At 41.8% G+C, this 18,914-nt stretch carries 15 protein-coding genes; 7 read left to right on the top strand and 8 right to left on the bottom strand.

The window, feature by feature from the left end:
- Nucleotide 1 precedes the first annotated feature (1 nt).
- Nucleotides 2-250 carry a DUF6171 family protein gene (locus ACYVRS_RS10770; RefSeq protein ID WP_461203358.1) on the top strand — a complete coding sequence of 83 codons (249 nt, stop codon included), beginning with the start codon at nucleotides 2-4 and terminating at the stop codon, nucleotides 248-250.
- Between the two features lie 284 nt (nucleotides 251-534).
- Nucleotides 535-3,357, top strand: coding sequence for an endo-beta-N-acetylglucosaminidase (locus ACYVRS_RS10765; protein WP_461203357.1), 2,823 nt, complete (start codon nucleotides 535-537; stop codon nucleotides 3,355-3,357).
- A gap of 72 nt (nucleotides 3,358-3,429) precedes the next feature.
- On the opposite strand, the gene ACYVRS_RS10760 is transcribed toward ACYVRS_RS10765, so the two are convergent.
- From ACYVRS_RS10760 to ACYVRS_RS10745, 4 genes are read right to left on the bottom strand one after another with little or no spacing between them, the layout of a single operon-like run.
- A complete protein-coding gene (locus ACYVRS_RS10760) occupies nucleotides 3,430-4,092 on the bottom strand; it encodes an ABC transporter permease (RefSeq protein WP_054115870.1) in 663 nt (220 codons plus the stop codon).
- Nucleotides 4,093-4,096: 4 nt separating this feature from the next.
- Nucleotides 4,097-5,017 (bottom strand): osmoprotectant ABC transporter substrate-binding protein, encoded by a 921-nt coding sequence (locus ACYVRS_RS10755; RefSeq protein WP_461203356.1) that lies wholly within the window; start codon nucleotides 5,015-5,017, stop codon nucleotides 4,097-4,099.
- Nucleotides 5,017-5,652 (bottom strand): ABC transporter permease, encoded by a 636-nt coding sequence (locus ACYVRS_RS10750; protein ID WP_312542133.1) that lies wholly within the window; start codon nucleotides 5,650-5,652, stop codon nucleotides 5,017-5,019. Before ACYVRS_RS10750 ends, ACYVRS_RS10755 begins: the two co-directional genes overlap by 1 nt.
- A gap of 3 nt (nucleotides 5,653-5,655) precedes the next feature.
- Complete coding sequence (locus ACYVRS_RS10745) at nucleotides 5,656-6,831, bottom strand: betaine/proline/choline family ABC transporter ATP-binding protein (protein ID WP_054115873.1); 1,176 nt, start codon at nucleotides 6,829-6,831, stop codon at nucleotides 5,656-5,658.
- 303 nt (nucleotides 6,832-7,134) lie between these two features.
- Between ACYVRS_RS10745 and ACYVRS_RS10740 the strand changes: the two genes are divergently transcribed.
- The 3 genes from ACYVRS_RS10740 (at nucleotide 7,135) to ACYVRS_RS10730 (ending at nucleotide 11,792) form a co-directional block, all read left to right on the top strand.
- Nucleotides 7,135-8,031, top strand: coding sequence for an ROK family protein (locus tag ACYVRS_RS10740; protein WP_461203355.1), 897 nt, complete (start codon nucleotides 7,135-7,137; stop codon nucleotides 8,029-8,031).
- Nucleotides 8,032-8,178: 147 nt separating this feature from the next.
- The gene (locus ACYVRS_RS10735) at nucleotides 8,179-10,473 is read left to right on the top strand and encodes a helix-turn-helix domain-containing protein (RefSeq protein WP_312542136.1); all 2,295 of its coding nucleotides are present in this window, start codon (nucleotides 8,179-8,181) and stop codon (nucleotides 10,471-10,473) included.
- Entirely contained in the window at nucleotides 10,470-11,792 is a 1,323-nt protein-coding gene (locus ACYVRS_RS10730) for a family 20 glycosylhydrolase (protein WP_312542138.1), read from the top strand. Before ACYVRS_RS10735 ends, ACYVRS_RS10730 begins: the two co-directional genes overlap by 4 nt.
- Nucleotides 11,793-11,808: 16 nt before the next feature.
- Here ACYVRS_RS10730 and ACYVRS_RS10725 read toward each other — a convergent pair whose 3' ends face one another.
- Genes ACYVRS_RS10725 through ACYVRS_RS10710 form a run of 4 tightly spaced genes read right to left on the bottom strand, consistent with a single transcriptional unit; the run spans nucleotide 11,809 to nucleotide 16,191 of the window.
- Nucleotides 11,809-13,140, bottom strand: a complete 1,332-nt coding sequence (locus ACYVRS_RS10725; RefSeq protein ID WP_461203430.1) for an alpha-L-fucosidase — start codon at nucleotides 13,138-13,140, stop codon at nucleotides 11,809-11,811.
- Between the two features lie 23 nt (nucleotides 13,141-13,163).
- Nucleotides 13,164-13,652, bottom strand: coding sequence for a hypothetical protein (locus ACYVRS_RS10720; RefSeq protein ID WP_461198807.1), 489 nt, complete (start codon nucleotides 13,650-13,652; stop codon nucleotides 13,164-13,166).
- Between the two features lie 18 nt (nucleotides 13,653-13,670).
- Nucleotides 13,671-15,542: a beta-N-acetylhexosaminidase gene (locus ACYVRS_RS10715; protein WP_461203354.1), complete on the bottom strand. Its 1,872-nt coding sequence runs from the start codon at nucleotides 15,540-15,542 to the stop codon at nucleotides 13,671-13,673.
- A gap of 19 nt (nucleotides 15,543-15,561) precedes the next feature.
- Nucleotides 15,562-16,191, bottom strand: coding sequence for a YesL family protein (locus tag ACYVRS_RS10710; RefSeq protein WP_313537712.1), 630 nt, complete (start codon nucleotides 16,189-16,191; stop codon nucleotides 15,562-15,564).
- A 244-nt stretch (nucleotides 16,192-16,435) separates the two neighbouring features.
- Here ACYVRS_RS10710 and ACYVRS_RS10705 point away from each other — a divergent pair, with 244 nt between their 5' ends.
- Together ACYVRS_RS10705 and ACYVRS_RS10700 are read left to right on the top strand one after the other, a co-directional pair.
- The gene (locus ACYVRS_RS10705; protein ID WP_461203353.1) at nucleotides 16,436-17,779 is read left to right on the top strand and encodes an alpha-L-fucosidase; all 1,344 of its coding nucleotides are present in this window, start codon (nucleotides 16,436-16,438) and stop codon (nucleotides 17,777-17,779) included.
- 190 nt (nucleotides 17,780-17,969) lie between these two features.
- Nucleotides 17,970-18,908 carry an ABC transporter permease gene (locus tag ACYVRS_RS10700; RefSeq protein WP_396174006.1) on the top strand — a complete coding sequence of 313 codons (939 nt, stop codon included), beginning with the start codon at nucleotides 17,970-17,972 and terminating at the stop codon, nucleotides 18,906-18,908.
- Nucleotides 18,909-18,914 lie beyond the last annotated feature (6 nt).

Raw genomic sequence — 18,914 nt, 5'->3', positions numbered from 1 at the left:
AATGACTTGCAAAGGGTGCGATATCAAAGATACAGCAGCGGCAGCCAGTGAAAACATTGACGCGTTGATTGCTGAGCAGTTAGAGCTGGAAATAGATTTGGCATTGCCTGAAGTAGTGGCTCGCCGAATAGCGATCTGCGAAGACTGTCCCTTGCGTATCAATCATACCTGCAGTAAGTGCGGGTGCTTTTACAAATTCAGGGCAAACTTAGCCCACAAGGACTGTCCTGTGGGAAACTGGCTTGAATAAATTATTCTTATGTAGAATACTCAAAAATAAAAAAATGACTTTTGAAAGAAAAGAGCTAAACTTAGTTCTTTTCTTTTTTTATATAAAAAAACAGATATTATCTGAAACGTCTCGTAGATATTTCTTAAATTTGTTGCATCATTCCTTTAATTTGTTCCTATATATTCTTATTTGGAATCGTTATCTTTGATGTGAGAACTCCCCCAAATGATTTTAAGTTGGTATGACTTCGCATGTTTTCAATAACAAGCGAATCAATATATAGTATATAAGGAGGAAGAAGTGTGACGAGTAAATTGAGAAAAGCAGGGGTGGCGATGATTCTGTTGGCGGCTTCAGCACAGTTGGCCGGTTGCAGCCAAAGTGAGGCAGATACAGCAGATATCGTGTACACAGAAACAGCCAAAAGTACCATTGAGAAGGCGATGGATAATCAACCGGAGTCTTCTTATTGGTTTCCAGAAGACTTGTTGGATTGGTCTTATGCAGATGATCCTGATGCCCAATATAATACCAGTGTTGTACCGTTGGCTGCACGGGTGGACAAGCAGACCTTGCCGCAAATGAATGACAGCCAATATGCAGAAACCAAGATTGTTGCATTGTCGATCATGAATAGCAGTACGAGCGGCAATTCACCTAGAGGCATCAATACATTTGATGCCAATGTGTTCTCTTATTGGCAATATATCGATCAATTGGTTTATTGGGGCGGCTCATCTGGTGAAGGCATTATCGTACCGCCAAGTCCTGATGTGACAGATGCTGCACATAAAAATGGTGTGCCCGTTTTAGGCACGGTCTTTTTCCCGCAAACGGCACATGGCGGCAAGTTAGAATGGTTGGATACATTTTTAGAAAAAGACGATCAAGGGAATTTCCCAATCGTGGATAAATTGATTGAAGTCGCTGAGGCTTATGGCTTTGACGGCTGGTTCTTCAATCAAGAAACAGATACAGTCGTGACGAGCTTTGATGCAGCCTCCGATGGTACGTCACAAGATACAACAGCTGTTGGTGGTTTGAACGAATCTCATGCCAAAGCGATGCAAGAATTGATCGCACAGTTCAAGGAAAAAGCAGAGCAGTTAGATATCATGTGGTACGATTCCATGACGACAGATGGGAAGATGGACTGGCAAAATGCCCTGACAGATGAAAATAAAGCGTACTTAGTGGATGCAGAGATGGAACCTTTATCAGATAGTATGTTCCTGAACTTCTGGTGGACCAGTGATCGACTGGCAGATCAAGAACTCTTGAAGGCATCGAATGAAAAAGCGCTAGAGATCGGCATTGATCCATATAACTTATTGGCAGGGATCGATGTCCAGGAAAATGGCTATTCTACCCCAGTACGGTGGGATCTATTTACGGATGATCAAGGCATTCCTTATACATCATTGGGGTTATATGTGCCAAGTTGGACCTATACGTCATCCAGTAATCCCGATGATTTCCAAGCCAAAGAAAATGCCTTCTGGGTCAATACATCCGGCGATCCTCGAGAAAGTACCTTGCCAGAAGACACCAAATGGCCAGGGATCTCCACTTATGCATTAGAACAAACTGCGATCACATCACTACCTTTTGTGACCAATTTCAATCTAGGAAATGGCTATAATTATTTCATTGATGGGGAAAAAGTATCTAGCCGCAATTGGAACAATCGAAGTTTGCAAGATATTTTGCCGACCTATCGCTGGGTCTTCGATCATGAAGACGGTAATCAGTTAGCAGTCACGGTCAATTATGCGGATGCCTACAATGGCGGAAATGCGTTGAAACTTAGAGGCCAAATGACTGAAGGTGCAACCAGTCAAATGGCGCTATACCATACGCAAGTCAAACTGGAAGCAGAGACCAAAATCAGTGCTACAGCCAAAGCAACGGACAAAACAGCTTTATCTTTGGTACTGACATTTGAAGATGGCAGTCAGGAAATTCTTGAGGGGGACCAAGAAGTAGGCACGGAATGGACGACAGTCAATTATGATGTAAAGGACTATGCGGATCAAACTGTAACAGATATTGGTTTAGCCATAAGTAGCAAAGCAACAAATGATGTCTATGAAATGAATCTAGGCCAATTGGCGATCGGAGACCATGAAGCCAGTCAATTAGGAGTCGACAATTTGCAAGTTGAAGATGTCTTGTTTGATGAAGAAGAGGGCAATTATGCAGGCGTTCGTTTTACTTGGGAAGCAACGACTGATGGTGCCAGCTATTACGAACTGTATCAAATCAACGCAGATGACAGCCGGTCATTCTTAGGTGCAACACCTGCAGAAAATTTTTACTTGAATGCATTGGATCGACAAGAGACGGATACGACAACTTTTGCTGTCTTGCCAGTCGATCAGTACGGTCATCGTGGGGCGCTATCTGATACAGTTGACATTACTTGGCCAGACAATCAAGTGCCTAAAGCATCCTTCACTGCTTCCAAAACATTGGCAGCACCGGGTGAAACGATCACTTTCACGAACACATCTTCTAGCAACACAGAAGAAGTCAGTTGGACATTTGAAGGCGGAAACATTGATTCAAGTAGTGCGAACGACCCGCAAGTGACCTATGACCAACCTGGCACGTACACTGTTACTTTAACTGCCAAAAATGCGTCTGGTGAAACGCCTATTGAAATGACAGGCTTGAGCACAATACGTGAGGATGCACCGAATGATTTGACACTTTTATCTGAAGGCGCAGATGTCAGTGCCAGCTCATTTGTCAATGATGCTGAAGCACCTGCCTTTGCAGTGGATGGGGATACCAGCACGAAATGGTGTGCCACAGGGAATGGGCCACATGAATTAACGATTGATTTGGGCAGTGCGCAAACTGTCAGTGAAGTGCATATCGCACATGCCGAAGCTGGAGGAGAAAGTCCGGATATGAATAGTCGTGCGTATACAATTTTGGTGAGTGAAGACGGCAAAGACTTTGAAGCCGTTTCTCGTATTTTGACCAATGAGGCAGCGGAATCTAGTCACACATTTGCAGCCAAAGAAGTCCGATATGTGAAGTTGAGTATCGATAAACCAACGCAAGGCGCCGATTCTGCAGCAAGAATCTATGAAGTGCAAGTGTATGGGATGAAATAAATAGGTTGGATCAAAACCAACGATCAGATGCAAAAAAACCGTTTTGTCAAAACTCTGACAAAACGGTTTTACTTATTTCGATGTCCGACTCGCAGGATCCAAGCGGCGTTCAATGAAACTCAAGCCTAAGTCTGTGATGATTGCCATCAATGCAGTCGGCAATGCACCTGCCAAAATGATCGACGCACCATCTGTAGCGTTTGTTCCTCGGATGATGATGTCACCTAGACCTCCAGCGCCCACAAAGGCACCAATGGCTGTGATACCAATCGCTACGACCAAGGCATTGCGGATACCCGCCATGATCACAGATACAGATAAAGGCAATTCGATCATGTACAGCCGTTGCCAACTGGTCATGCCCATCCCTTTACCGACATCTAATGTATTGCGGTCAACTTGACGCATGCCAGTGTAGGTGTTCTTGATGATCGGCAATAAAGAATAAAGGAAAATCGTTAGAATGACGACATTGACACCCAGTCCCATTCCAATCATCAAAATTGAAATCATCGCCAAAGAGGGAATCGTTTGGATAATGTTCGCAAAACGAATCACCCAGTCAGCCAAACGCATTTTTTTGGAAATCAAAATACCAATCGGAATACCTGCGATGGCTGCAAAAAGTACGCCGTAAATCGAGATCAAAAAGTGACGGAGAAACTGCGTGAACACATAGCCGCCATTTTCTTGAAAATAGAACACAAATTGTTGAAATAGATTCATATCAGCCATGGGATCACTCTCCTTCAAAATAATTATTTTCTTCTAAGAAACGTTCTGCAACAACAGTTGGTTCTAATAGATCATTGTCAACTTGATAGTTCAATTCTTGCATTTTTTCGGTATCGATCGTGCCAGATAATTTATTCAATGCATCGCCGACTTCAGGTGTATCTTCCAGCAATTTGTTGTCAACAACTGGTGCTGCGTCATATGGCGGGAAGAAATGCAAGTCATCTTCTAGCATGACAAGATCGTAACTGCCGATTCGTCCGTCTGTCGAATAGCCTAAAACAATATCCATTTTGCCGTTATCCACAGCATCGTAGACTAAGCCGATCTGCATCGGTAGAATATTTTGGAAAGAAAATCCGTATGCTTCTTGGAATCCGTCATAACCATCACCGACACGGGTGATCCAAGCGGTATCGACACCGGCCACCAATTGGTCGGCAACATCTTTCAGGTCGCTCACTTTTTCCAATCCATACTCTTCTGCCGTATCTTTGCGAACTAAGAAAACGTAGGTATTGTCAAAACCATAAGAAGGAAACCACGTTTGGTCATAACGTTTCTCAAATTCGGATTTGACTTTCTCAAAAGCAGCATCTGGATCTGATTCTGGTTCTAACCCTAATGTCGTCGTTAAATCAGTCCCTGTATAACGTGCAGACGAGATGGATGCATCGCCATTCATCATCGCTTGATGGTTGATGGTCGTTGTCGCTAGGTTATTGATGACTGTTGTATTTTTGTCCGTATAATGTTCAACCATGCCCGCCACGATAGCGCCAAGAATCTGTGCTTCTGATGTGATACCGCCAGTGATGGCGATCGTATCATCTGTCGATGTCGATGCCAATCCAGGGAATGAACACCCTGATAGGAAAACTACACCCAATGAGAAGAGCAAGGTTAGTTTTGCTTTGATTTTCATTAAGCATCCCCCCTTAAAGCAGCCGGTGTTAATTTGTTTTCTAGCAATCCAAGCAACCAGTCTGCCAATAAAGCAAAAATAGTTACAGGAATCGTTCCGGCAAAAATCAATGGTGGTTGATAGTTGTTCAAACCACTGAAAATCAAGTCGCCTAATCCGCCCGCACCAATATATGAAGCCAAGGTTGCCCATGCCAATACATAGACGGCAGACAAACGAATCCCCGCCATGATCGTTGGGATCGCCAATGGCAATTCTACACTAACGATGGATTGGAAGTTGGTCATCCCCATGCCTTTCGCGACATCACGGTAATTCCAATCGACTTTTTTCATCCCGATATACGTGTTGCGCAAAATTGGCAGCAATGAATAGATGAACAATGCCGCGATCGCTGGTACTTTACCGACACCTAAGATCGGAATCATCAAGGCCAATAAGGCCAAAGAAGGAACGGTTTGCAACGCACTGGTGATGCCGATCACGATGGAGGCTGCTTTAGGAAAACGGGTCAAAATCACGCCGACAGGCACAGCTACAAGGATACCTAGCAGCAATGCCGCAAATGAAATATATAAATGTTCGATACTTTTGCTGACGATTTGACCGCCATATTGATCTATGAAGCTTTGCATGAACTAGACCTCCTCTGTTTCAGCAGGTTTCACTGATTCGATTGCGTCGGAGATCGAAGGCTCGTCGCCCCAGATCACATCATAGACGATGTCAACTAATGAAGCACGGGTCAAGATACCTACAAGATGTTTATCAGCATCGACTACAGGCACATATTTTAATCCCCGTTTCAAGATACGCTGCAATGTATCACGCAACAACGCTGTTTCCCGCACAAAAAAGACATCCTTGTTCAAGATATCTCCTACACTCGTGACTTTGCCACGGTTTCGGTCGATAGATTCTACATCGATATAGCCTTTCAGCACATTGCTGTTGTCAGTGACCAACAGAGTATCTACCCGTTTTTCACGCATCAAGCGGATGGCTTCTTGCAATGATTTTTCTGGTGTGATAGCGATTGGCGTATTCAACATGACATCTTTGACTGGTGTCGTGTCAGGTTTTGCTTGCAGTAAGCGATCCTCCCCAATCAACTCTTCAACGAACGGTGTTGCAGGGTGTTGGAGAATGTTGGCAGGAGTATCAAATTGGATGACTTTCCCTTCACTCATGATGACGATTCTGCTAGCTAACTTGAGGGCTTCATCCATATCATGGGTAACGAAAACAACCGTCTTACCAAGACGTTCTTGCAAATCTTTGACCAAATCTTGCAGTGAATCACGGGTAATTGGATCCAATGCACCGAAAGGTTCGTCCATCAAGATCACATCTTGATCGGCAGCTAAGGCACGAACAACACCAATCCGCTGTTGTTGCCCACCGGATAATTCATTTGGATAGCGGTCAAGCATTTCGCGGGGCAATTCTACTAAGTCAATCATTTTTTCAGCGGTTTTGTTGCGTTCTTCCTGGCTGACTTTCAATAGTTTTTGTACCAAGGTAATATTTTCGCGAATCGTCATATGGGGCATTAGACCAATACTTTGAATCACATAGCCGATTTTGCGGCGCAGTTCAACTGGGTTGATCTCAGTCACGCTTTTTCCATTGATCAAAATCTTTCCTTTTGATGGGTCAGTCATACGGTTGATCATCCGCATACAAGTGGTTTTCCCACTGCCGCTGGTCCCAATAAAACAGATGAATTCACCTTTATCAAAAGACAAATTGACATCTTCGACGGCTACTTTTCCACCTTTATAAATTTTGGCTACTTGCTGAAACTCAATCATGTTGTCACCTCAAATTTTATTTAAGTCAACTATTTCGACTTATATTCTTTCCTTAGTATGCCGAAAAGTATTGGGTTATACAAATGATTTGACTTTTACTGTGTTATTTACACACTATTTTTTTAGAGGGTCATCGAAAAGGAACCAAATTTCCTCGATAGACGATCAAGGAGAGAATTCCTTACGTAACAAGTGAAAGAGACGATGTTTGACGTTTTTCACATAGTGGCGAAGAATTTACATATAGTCATATGTCAAATTGGCTCCTTATACTAGAGGTACTTTAAATAAAGGGATGGTAGCATGGATATTTTGACAATTGATATTGGCGGCACAATGATAAAGTCAGGGGTAATTGATCGAAACGGCACCATAATCTCGCGAGGAAACTTTCCGATGCCTGCCGCTTACGAACAATTAACCGCACACTTGATCGATCATATTGAGCAACACTATGGACGTATGTTTGATGGTATCGCAATTAGCAGTACCGGTTTGGTTGATCCAGAGACCCAAGAAATTGGCATAGGTTCTGTACTGTATGAAGCATTTGGTCAATCACTCGTTAAGGAATTGGCGCGTTATTTTCACATACCAGTATCCGCAGAAAATGATGGGAACTGTGCCCTCTTGGCAGAAAAATGGTTAGGTAACGGGAAGAAATGCAAAGATTTTGCGACAATCGTCCTCGGTACATCAGTGGGCGGCGCCTTGATGATCAATCATCAATTGGTACGAGGCAAACATTTGGTAGCGGGAGAATTTGGCTATATGTTATATCCATCTAATCCGAAGCCTTGGGAAATATGGAGCTTGGTAGGCTCTACACGTGTACTTGTAGAAGAAGTCAGTCAAAAGTTCGGCAAACCGCTAGATGGGCATCAAGTAGCGGCACTTTTTGAAGCAGGGGATACGCAGACACAAGCATCGGTCGATATATTTATTGAGAAATTAGCGGTTGGTTGTTATTCATTACAATATATGGTTGATCCAGAGAAAATACTCATCGGTGGCGGTATTAGCAAAAGTGATTTTTTGCTCCCTGCATTGCAAAGGGAAATAAATCGTCTGGCAGCTACGATCCCTAGTAACATTATCGTGCCACAGGTTGAAGCTTGTTTATTTGGCAATGACTCGAACTTGATTGGCGCTTGTTATTATTTTTTAAATAAATTCGAAATAAAAGGAAAAGCAAAATGATAATCTTGTATTGTTATTTTTTGTCCGTTGAATCATAATAATAATGAAAACGTTTTTAAATAATTTTTGATCATCTTTATCAAAGGAAAAGGCCGAACCCTCCGTCAAATCAATTGTACGGAATTCTATAGACACGGGAGGATCAATATGGAATATACAGGTAAAAGAAGAGGGCAAAAGAAAGTAAGTGGTGTAAGTAAGGCAATCTTATCGTATATGATTGTTTTTTTACTCCCATTTCTGATCATTTCTAGTATTTGGTATGTTGCTTCAGTTGAAAGCATTCAGCAACAAGTCGAGCTAATGGCAAAAAACCAATTGATCCAATTAAAATATTCTTTAGAAAACAATTTCATTCAATTGAATTATTTGACGCAAAAAATGAGTGGTGACTATTTGCTCACTCTGAACTCTATGCGTCATCCTTATTATGCGAAAGAGGGGAAAGAACGCTTACAGGCATATAAAATGACCAGCGAATTCGTCGAAGAAACATATCTTCATTATAAAGACGATCAAGACAGATTGTATTCTTCTGTAGGCATCTATACAATTGAAACGTTTTTGCACAATGTATTAGAAAATAATACAGAACACACAACCCAACTCATCGAGCAATTAAATGTGGATGCACCAACATTGTTGACCGTTAGTGAAGCAGAAGCAATGACCCGCATATCAAGATTTTTTTATGTGGTGCCTTTACAAAATGATGATTTGCCTGCCTACGGGTCAGTTATCTATGAAATCAAAGAATCTAGTTTGAAAAGTATGCTGGACCTCACATCCAGCGATGGGAATTCAACCAATTTTCTCGTCAATGATCAAAGCCAGATCATCGCGAGTACGCAAAAAAATATAGTGACAGAACAATTTGAAAATACCGACGTGTTGAAAAGTGCGCTAGCTGAAAAACAGGTGAAGTATAATCAACAGAACTATTTGATCCAATCTCTCCCAAATAGTGATTTAGGTATCTCAGTCGTGTCTGTTACAAATATGGATAGCGCGCTAAAAAGTGTCAATCGTGTGCAGAATAGTTTTTTTGCCACGTTTGTGATCATGCTTGCTATTGGTTTTGTGGTCGTCGTCATCATGGGACGCAGAAGTTATCGCCCGATTGAACGGATCGAAAAATTGGTGAGAAAGCACACACCTGAAACTGCAGTATCGACACTAAGCATAGAAGATGTGCATACCACGCTCGAGGATTTCTTTGCCAAACACCAAGCGCTGCATCAAGAGATTCAATTGCAGACCCCTCATGCCAGAGAACAAGTGATTCGAAAATTGATCAGTGACCGCTTTGAATCAAGTCAAGAGTTGGCGCTGTTGCTGAAAGCTGTCCATGTCCAGTTCCCGGCAAATCATTATTTTGTGATGGTAATGGATGCAAAAAATATCAACGCCAAAGAAAAAAATCAAGAATCTGCCTTTTTGATTGATTCGATTGAGCAAGTGGTGACTAACCACTATGCTGTGTATGCAACAGAAATCTTGAGCAGCGAATTGATTGCCCTGGTGATCGGTTTTGAGCAAAGAACAAAACCAGATAAAATCGTGGAAGAAATGCTGGCATTGATCTCAAAGAAAACAGATATCGTTCCCCCAATCGGCATCGGGACTGTGGTCCATCAATTAACTTCTGTAAATGTATCCTACATCGAAAGCTTGGCAGCATTAGACTATCATTCAGCCAACAAACAATCGATCGTTTACTATCGAGATATCACCTATGAGACAAAAGAAAATACGATTAGTTATCCTGAAGGAAAGAAACTAAAACTGATCCAAGCACTGAATCAGGGAAACAGCAAAGTGGCGACTGAAATGATCCATACACTGATTTCAGAAGTTCGTCTTAAAGGTTATTCAATATCTGTCCAAAAAATGTACGGCTTTTATGTATTGAACGCCGTAGCCCAAGTGGGCGAACAATTAGCTGGTCAAGCGATTCTACAAAAAGCGGAAGAAATGGTTGAGTTCAGTCATTTGAATCAATTAGAAAAAAATCTGGTGGCTTTGGTACACTTGATTTGCGAAGAAGTTCAGGCGAATACACCAAAACCTGCGATAAATATGAGCGAAACAATCATTGATTATATGCAGAAACACTATACTTCCTCACAGCTTTGCTTGGAAAATCTAGCAGAGAAGTTCGATGTCTCTGTCTCTTATGTCAGTCGCTATATTAAAAAAGAAACAGGAATGACATTTTCCAAGTATGTTCAAATGCAGCGCTTGAATAAAATCAAAGAAGATTTAGTGGAAACAAATCGACCGATCAAAGAGATCATCCAAGAAAATGGCTACTACGATGTGTCTAACTATACAAGAAAATTCAGAACCATCGTTGGTATGACACCCGGGCAATATAGAACATTTTATCAAAGTGCCGATCCATCCACCGAAAACAATGCAGATATAGGAGAGAAGATATGAACGCAGCGAATAGGTTTATCTATCAAGAAGAGAACAAAGAAGTGGTTGACGCGATTGAGCAGCTTATAGAAGAAACATCGATCGATTATGTAAGTCTGAAACAGCCAATAGTAGTGCGCGTGGATCCAGCGTTAGACGAAGATTTTGTGATCAATCCTGTGGAAGGCTGGATCTCTGGGCGAAATCAAGCAGAATTATTTCATGGTATCACCAAATATGTATTGCTGTCTTCTTCGAAAGAAGTCAACGAACCAATGACTGTCACTGCAAAAGTCAGCGAACGCTGTGTCATGATCGACATAGGGCGAAAGTTCTATTCTTTAAAGAGGTTAAAACAATTGGTGCGAAGTATGGCTTGGTTTCAATGCACGCATTTACAACTTCATTTTTCGGAGAACGAAGGATTTCGTATCGAATCAGAACTATTTCCCGAAATCGTATCAGAACAACATCTCAAAAAATCTGAGATCAAACAATTGATTGCTTATGCGAAACGCTATTTCATTGAATTGATTCCAGATTTGGATTCACCAGGGCACCTTAAGCAACTATTGCACCATTATCCAGAGTGGCAACTGCCTATGAAAGATGGAACGATGGATGAACGTGCACTGAATATTGTACATCCAGATGCACAACAGTTTATCAAATCGTTATATGACGAGTACGCAGCGCTATTTTCTGGAAGTCATTATTTTCATATCGGTGCAGATGAATTTATTGATTTTGATGCACTGGAAACCTATCCTTTACTAGTCGAAACAGCAAAGGAAAAGTACGGAGAAAAGGCGAGTGGGATTGAAGTTTTCATTGAATATGTCAATGATATCATTGACCACGTCCGCCAATTGGGGTTTACTGTACGCGTGTGGAATGATGGGTTCTATCGCTTGAATCGTGAAGAGCAATGTGTACTATCAAAGGCATGCCAAGTATCTTATTGGACCCGTTGGAATCCGAACATGGCGCCAGTTTCATTTTATTTGGAAAATGGCTATGAATTGATCAATCATAACGACAATTTTTTCTATTATGTATTAGGCGAAGCTGCAGGATATACCTATCCTACGTTTGAGAAAATCCAAGAGTCATTCCAATTGACCACATTTGCCCATAACCAACGGGTAGCCGAAAAGTGGCTTCGCCAGTCGCCAGCGATCGCGCTGTCGATATGGGCTGATATCCCAGAAGCAAAAACAGCACAAGCGGTGATCGAGGATGCGTTTTGGCTAATGGCAGCGATCCATCAAAAAGTGTATGCACTAGAAGAATCTAAGGCGATGTATCAGCCTTTGTACAGGGCATGGCATACAACATGAAGAACGGCAGCTTTTCTTATAGAGGAAAGCTGCCGTTTTTTTCATCTGATTCGTGCAAAGTGATTTCTAGGACAGGAATGAGGGTGTCTGGTTTCACTGTAGGGAGCGCCACCAACAAGTCATCAGGACCAATGGTTTCTTCAGTAGAGGTAATGACTTCCTGAGGGTCGTATCCGCGATAAAAAATTTCTGATCCATCTGTAAGTAAACGAATGCTGCGGACTTTTTTTGCAATATCTCTAATATAAAGTTGTTTATAAGGATAGGAAAAAATATGGAGGTATAATTTTAGCCCATTTTGAGTATAGCGGCAATCCGTGGGTGGACTATAGATGCTTGAGCCGCAGCCAATAATGGACTGTTTGTTCAACCGCATCCATTCCCCAATAGCCTGTAGTCGTTCGCGGGTACGCGTATCGATTTCCCCCCGTGCATTTGGCCCGATATTCAGCAGGAAATTGCCATTCTTTGCAACCGTGTCGATCAACATTTTCAACAGCATATCACTAGATTTCCATTCTTGGGCATCACGATCATAGCCCCACGTACCATACATCGTTTGACAGGCCTCCCATAGAACAGGTAAGCCGTCTTTTTCAAACGGTTTTTCTGGTTGAAACTGTTCTGGCGTGGTGATGCCGCGACCGAGTGCCAAACGATCATTCAAGAGCATATCTGGTTGATGTGTGCGGCAAATCGTTTCCAATCGGAGACTATCCCAATCAAGAGGACCTTTCCCTTTAGACCAGCCCCAGTCACGATGACTATAAGGGAAGTCAAACCACATATAGTCGATTTTACCGTACTGGGTGACCAATTCTTCTACTTGATGGGCAATGAAATCTTGGTAGAGGGTCATGTTTCGTTGGTCGTTGTTCAGACGCGCCTCTTGATTGTTTCTTTGGGGATGCAATCCATCTAATGAAAAGTGTGGATGATACCAGTCAATCAACGAATGATATAAGCCGACTTTGATTCCTTCTTGGCGAAAAGCAGGCAGCAATTCAGCAAGTAAATCTCTTTTGAACGGAGTGTTCGTTATTTTATAATCGGTGAATTGGCTATCCCACAAGGCAAATCCTTCATGATGCTTGGTTGTGAACACCATATATGTGATACCGGCAGATTTGGCTGCTTTGGCCCACCTTTTGGCATCGAACAAATCAGGGTCAAAACCATCAAAATATGTTTCTCGATAGGTTTTTGGGTCTATTTCCTCAGTCGTCATATACCATTCATGGCGGGCACCAACACTGAATAAACCAAAATGGATAAATAGACCAAAACGGTCATGAATAAACCAGTCTGGCGCAGGGTAAGTGGTAGGCCAATTGGCGAATTTCCTCATCATGTTGTACTCCTTTTGTGTATTCAATCAATGAATGATGTATTTGTCATAACTGTCTGTTGGATTTTCCACGCTGCGCCTTCTTTAACAAATGTATGATGGGCCTGTGTGATATGATTTCGATAGCTATTTTCACCCAAATTGATTGTTTGTTGTTGGGCGGCCACCAGCATAGAGGACGCCTCTTGCTTGACTATCTCAAAAGAAAGCAAGGTATGCGCTAACGTATAGGTGTCAAAGAAAGTCGTCATTTCTTGCGCTGTTTCCTCATGTGCACTAGAGACCAATGTATCAATATAGGTTTCAATATCTTTATTGGAAGCTGCAGTCAAGTTCTTTTCTAACAAATCAAAACAGATTTGTGCATCACGCTGATTTGTGACAGCACCTGTGATTCCATTGGCTTCAATCGTGTGAGATGTAGCTTTTGGTGCTGAAAGATAGAATGTGGCCAATAATCCAGCGAGGAGGATAACAAATATCAATCCCCAATTTTTCCTTCGGTTGTTCATGCAATCATTCCTTTCTGTTTAGACATCTGAAATTTTACTTGGGCTGTAGATACCATGAAAAAGATTTCGACCGAATCCTTCTGGAGATGGATACAATTCGTCATAAGGGAGCCGCCGGCCAATCAATTCAGGTAGTACGGAAATCGAACCGTCTAGATAGTGGCTTAAACGCCAAATCGTCGTGTCAATGCGATTCATCAGGGCACCGTAGCGTAAGTCCATGATTTCAAATCCAAAGGGTTGATTCCACTCAAACCATAACGATCGATAGGTATCGTAAAGTTGCCGCAAAGCTTTTTTAAGTTGAGTTGCTTGGTGAAGATGACTTTGTATTTCTGATAAATCATTTGTTTGATAGGCAAGGTGAAGCGTATGCCCGAAATCTGCCTTGATTGACAATACTTCGGCAAGCTGCTGATAATAATGAAACATCTTTTGTGTATCAGCAGAGACTTGCACGTGCTGCAACGCTTTTGCTAGCTGTTGATAATGTGCTTTAAGGGGCTCAGCAGCCAGTGTTTGATCATACAGGCCAAATAATAAATCTTGATAGAAAACGAGCTTGCTTGGGTTTGCGCCACTGGGATTATCCATCGGAACGCCCGGTGTTTGATCAAATTGAGACAATAAAAGGAAATCTTCTGCTGCCAACTGATGGAAACGTCGAAAAGCTGCAGCAATCTCTGTCATCGTCGGATCAGGATGAAATTGATATTCTGCAAACAATTGCAAACCGAGCAGCGATGCGATCAAAGGGGTTTCTCCGCCGTCATCCCCCCATAATGTGGCATAGATTGTCTGGATATTGGCCTTTTTTGCTGCAGATAACCCTGCCCTTGAGGTAGCGATGGTTTTGCCATAATTAGGTGCAAGACCATTCCAAGTCCAAATTCCACCAGCAAAAATCACTGGCCGCTGCAACTGCTGATGGTCTCGAAACAACTGTTGATAACGGGCTTCGTCATGGTGGTAGTAGTCCCAATAGACCATTGTGACTTCTGGTATTTGCTGCGGCAAATCTTCAGGAAAATCAACATTGAGGTCATAATAATCACCCGTTTTGGATCCAAGTCGAAAGAACATGTCACTCCACATCATTGGTTTGAGTGATAGTTTGTTGCAAATGGCGACTACTTTTTGCAGATGCTTTGTCATGATCGAGAAGCGATCTTCAGGCCCGTGTTCCTCAAAATAGGTTCCTTTACCCAATTGATGGGCTTCATCCATCCCAATATGGATCTTATCAGTGGAGAAGCTCTGCTGAATCGAAGTTAAAGCAGCCTCAATAAATTGATATGTTTTAGGCGCGTCTACAAGTAAAATGTCGCTGGTATCTTTCATGTCTTTAGCAAAGCCCCACTTGAGAGGATTGGTCAAATGCGCCAATGTTTGGATAGCCGGAACCAATTCGATGCCAATTGCCTGAGCATATTGATCCAATTCTTGCAGCTGCTTTTGGGTATACCTCCCCCTCAGATAGCCAAAATAAGGAAATTCAGGTATCTCATAGGTATCCTCCATATAGAGCAAACATGTATTCAAACCCATTTTTCCACACAGCAAAATAAATCTTTTGGCTTGTGCGATCGTTAGAACAGCATTACGGGAAAGATCGATCATAGGACCGATTTCTTTGAATTGTGGCTGTTCTTCAAAGGTATAGGTTGCTTCAGGTTGGGTCACCCATAACACCAATGCACGGAATAAGTGGGCCTTTTCTTGATAAAAAATGGTGGTACTAGTTGGTGTTTTGACGATTTTTAGCGAGCCGCTACGTTGGATCAAGACCATCTTTTCGCCAGATTCGTCTAGCTGCAGCTGCAATTCTGGCGCTGCAATTTGCCAGAAATCAGTCAACGTGGGGTCGCTTGTTTCTATATGAATAGGCATCCTTGTTTTCCTTTCTGACTTATTCAAAGAGCGCTTTTTTTTCCTCGCCCCGCTGAATCGCTTGGAATGTAAACCAACTGATTGGGAAAATCACCATGGGAATAAAGGCAGTCACAACTAAGATAGGGAAGAATGTGGCAATCACCGATGCAACAAAAATACCCAAAATGATTGCCATTGTTTGCGATAGGCTGATCATCATCAATAAAAAGGCTACTTTGAAATAATGCAGATGGCTGAGGGAGTATCGCAAATAGACTGGAAAAAGATACACCCCGGTTAACAGAGCCATTATCAAAAATACGGTCAAAACAAAATGGATCAAACTATTTTGTACAAAAGTACTGGAAATTCTGAGATCAACCCAAAGGAAACCAACCATCCCACAGAGAATCAAGGCCAACTGATTGGTTTTTAAAAAATGACTTTTATACGTATTCTTGAACCATGGATACAACGCAGGTCCAGTTTCTTTTTTTTGAAACGTTAATAAAAAATAATGCATCACTGTAGTGATTGCTGGGAAAATACCAAATAGCACACCTCCGCGAATGATAAAAAACAAACAAAAAAATTGTAGTTTGATCAAGGACAACAACCAATCCCCTAGACGATAAGAAAAACGATACAATTGTTTATTTTCTTCCATAAAAATCCCTCCGTTCTTATAAGATGATAGCACTTACAACGTTGTCCTGATAGGTAAAAACGAATAGTACATAGCATGTACTAAAATGACATATCTCAGCACTTGCTTGAAACAAAAGGATGGGTCACATTTTTTGTGCAGCTCCGATGATGACGCTTTCTACATAAGGACAAAATAGAATTACATATTGTCTGATCGGTCAAACTTCGTTAATTTTTTGGTAGACAGAGGGGAGGCAAAACACATGAAAGAAGTTCGTGGTGACATTGAAGAAGCCAAAACAAATAGTTGGGCAGACCAGCAGCAGTATCCAGAAAGTCAGATGTTGCAAGAGCGTCTAGACTGGTTTCAGGATTTAAAGTTTGGGGTGATCTTTCATTATGGGTTATATACACAAGCAGGAATCGTAGAGTCTTGGCAATTATCAGAAGAAGATCTCTGGGCGAGAGAAGGTCGTGCATTTCGAGATGATTTCCAACAGTTGCAATTGGACTATTGGCAGTTGATCAGTCAGTTTGATCCTGCAAAACTCGATACAGACCATTGGGCTGAGGTATGTAAGGCCGCAGGATTCAAATATTGTATTTTCACAACAAAACACCATGATGGGTTTAATTTGTTCAATACCTTAGAGACAGAATTTAAAATTGGTGGGAAGTTGAGTCCATTCAAAAGAGATATTTTGCAAGAAGTCTTTACATCTTTTCGCAAAGCAGGTCTAGGGATTGGCGCTTATTATTCAAAAGCAGATTGGTATTCTCCTTTTTATTGGTTAGATGATGGTACTAAAAAAGGCCGAAGAGCCAGTTACGATCCGGAAGAACGGCCAGATATCTGGGCAAGGTATGTTGCCTTCGTGCATCGTCAAATACATGAAATCACCACACAGTATGGAGAAGTGGACTTGTTATGGCTAGATGGTGGATGGTGTGGTCAAGGAAAAGAAGACCTGCAAATGGATCGATTAGCTGAAATAGCAAGAGAAAACCAACCAGAATTGATCATTGTCGATCGGATGATGGGTGGGCGTCATGAAAATTATGTGACACCAGAAAGAAAAATTCCTAATGAAGATGAGATTCCAGATAAAGTATGGGAAAGCAACATTCCTATTGGTAACGATTGGGGATATGTACCTTCAGATACGTTCAAGTCTAGTCAAGTATTGATTGAAACATTGATTGATGTTGTGAGCAAAGGTGGGAACTTGATCTTGGGTGTGGGACCAACACCAGAAGGCACTTTTACAGAAGAAGAAACAGCTATTCTAGCAGACATTGGTGCTTGGTTAGACCAGTACGGGGAAGGGATCTACGAGACAAGAAGCAAGAGAAAAAGTAAACAGAATCAGTGGTGGTTTACCTATCATAAAGCACAGCAAGTGCATTATGCCTTTTGCAGTGTGCGTGACTTGAATGAAGAGAAGATTTATTTAGATGAGATCAATGCTGAAAAAGCGCAAGTCATTGATTTGGCCACAAATCGTGTATTGTCGGTCTGCAGTGAAAATGGCCGAAGCTATATTTCCAAGACAATGATTCGCATACCAAGTGTGGGTGCTATTGGTTTGAAAGTAGTCAATACGTAAAAGAATTGCTCGATTTTTTCTAGGATGTGGGATGTGTATTTTTTGCGATTTCAAAACAGAATGTTGCTATACCAAGTATCTTAACCATATATCCCTGTCATACTTAGCGAAAATACATATTGATATGTAAGCGAATTCATTTAAGAATTGAATCATGAGCGAAGGAGGAGTTTCAATGGAAGCAGCAAGCATGAGTAAAAGTCAGCCGAAGTCATCTAGTCGACTGGACAATATAAAAATAAGGATCAGAAAAAGCAAGCAGCTGTATTTATTTGTTTTACCAGCATTTCTCATTATTTTGATTTTTTCCTATGGACCAATGTATGGAGTGATCATTGCATTTAAGGATTATATGCCTTCCTTAGGTATTCTAGGCAGCCCATGGGTCGGATTCAAACATTTTCAACGTTTCTTTGACTCTTACTACTTTTGGGATCTCATCAAGAATACAGTCGGGATCAGCGTGTACTCCCTAGTTGTCGGATTTCCGTTGCCGATTATCTTAGCTTTGGCACTCAATGAGGTCAAGGATGGTCCTTTTAAAAAAATTACGCAAACTGTTACCTATGCCCCTAACTTTATTGCGGTGGTTGTTATGGTGGGGATGGTGATTGCGTTTCTATCTCCTTCAACAGGAATTATCAATCACTTTCTTGAATTGATTGGCATGGAGCGGATCAATTTTATGACAGACCCGAAATGGTTCAAAACGATTTATGTCTTATCTGGGGTTTGGCAAGGAACAGGTTGGGGTTCAGTGATCTATTTAGCCGCCCTTTCTGGCGTTGATACGCAGTTGCATGAAGCGGCGACAATTGATGGGGCATCTAGGATCCAGCGGGTTTGGTATATCAATGTACCGACGATCATGCCAACAATGGTTATTTTGTTGATCATGAGTTTTGGCAGCATCATGTCTGTCGGATTTGAGAAAATTATTCTGATGCAAAATCCATTAAATATGGAATCATCAAATGTTATCTCAACATTCGTTTATCAGCAAGGGTTATTGGATGCGCAGTATAGTTTTGCGGCAGCTGTCGGGTTGTTCAATTCACTGATCAACTCCGCGTTGTTGATCTTGGTCAATGCAGTTGCAAAACGTTTAAGTGATTCTAGTTTGTTATAGGAGGTG

The organism is Enterococcus salsurae (genome assembly GCF_054784955.1).
This window is presented reverse-complemented; position numbering and strand designations above follow the sequence as displayed.

Bases quoted from the DNA above. Each gene is read 5' to 3' on its own strand.
- ACYVRS_RS10710 (WP_313537712.1), bottom strand. From the start codon at position 16,191: ATGGAAGAAAATAAACAATTGTATCGTTTTTCTTATCGTCTAGGGGAT.
- ACYVRS_RS10720 (WP_461198807.1), bottom strand. From the start codon at position 13,652: ATGAACAACCGAAGGAAAAATTGGGGATTGATATTTGTTATCCTCCTC.
- ACYVRS_RS10735 (WP_312542136.1), top strand. From the start codon at position 8,179: ATGGAATATACAGGTAAAAGAAGAGGGCAAAAGAAAGTAAGTGGTGTA.
- ACYVRS_RS10740 (WP_461203355.1), top strand. From the start codon at position 7,135: ATGGATATTTTGACAATTGATATTGGCGGCACAATGATAAAGTCAGGG.
- ACYVRS_RS10730 (WP_312542138.1), top strand. From the start codon at position 10,470: ATGAACGCAGCGAATAGGTTTATCTATCAAGAAGAGAACAAAGAAGTG.
- ACYVRS_RS10755 (WP_461203356.1), bottom strand. From the start codon at position 5,017: ATGAAAATCAAAGCAAAACTAACCTTGCTCTTCTCATTGGGTGTAGTT.
- ACYVRS_RS10715 (WP_461203354.1), bottom strand. From the start codon at position 15,542: ATGCCTATTCATATAGAAACAAGCGACCCCACGTTGACTGATTTCTGG.
- ACYVRS_RS10705 (WP_461203353.1), top strand. From the start codon at position 16,436: ATGAAAGAAGTTCGTGGTGACATTGAAGAAGCCAAAACAAATAGTTGG.
- ACYVRS_RS10700 (WP_396174006.1), top strand. From the start codon at position 17,970: ATGAGTAAAAGTCAGCCGAAGTCATCTAGTCGACTGGACAATATAAAA.
- ACYVRS_RS10760 (WP_054115870.1), bottom strand. From the start codon at position 4,092: ATGGCTGATATGAATCTATTTCAACAATTTGTGTTCTATTTTCAAGAA.
- ACYVRS_RS10750 (WP_312542133.1), bottom strand. From the start codon at position 5,652: ATGCAAAGCTTCATAGATCAATATGGCGGTCAAATCGTCAGCAAAAGT.
- ACYVRS_RS10770 (WP_461203358.1), top strand. From the start codon at position 2: ATGACTTGCAAAGGGTGCGATATCAAAGATACAGCAGCGGCAGCCAGT.
- ACYVRS_RS10745 (WP_054115873.1), bottom strand. From the start codon at position 6,831: ATGATTGAGTTTCAGCAAGTAGCCAAAATTTATAAAGGTGGAAAAGTA.
- ACYVRS_RS10725 (WP_461203430.1), bottom strand. From the start codon at position 13,140: ATGAGGAAATTCGCCAATTGGCCTACCACTTACCCTGCGCCAGACTGG.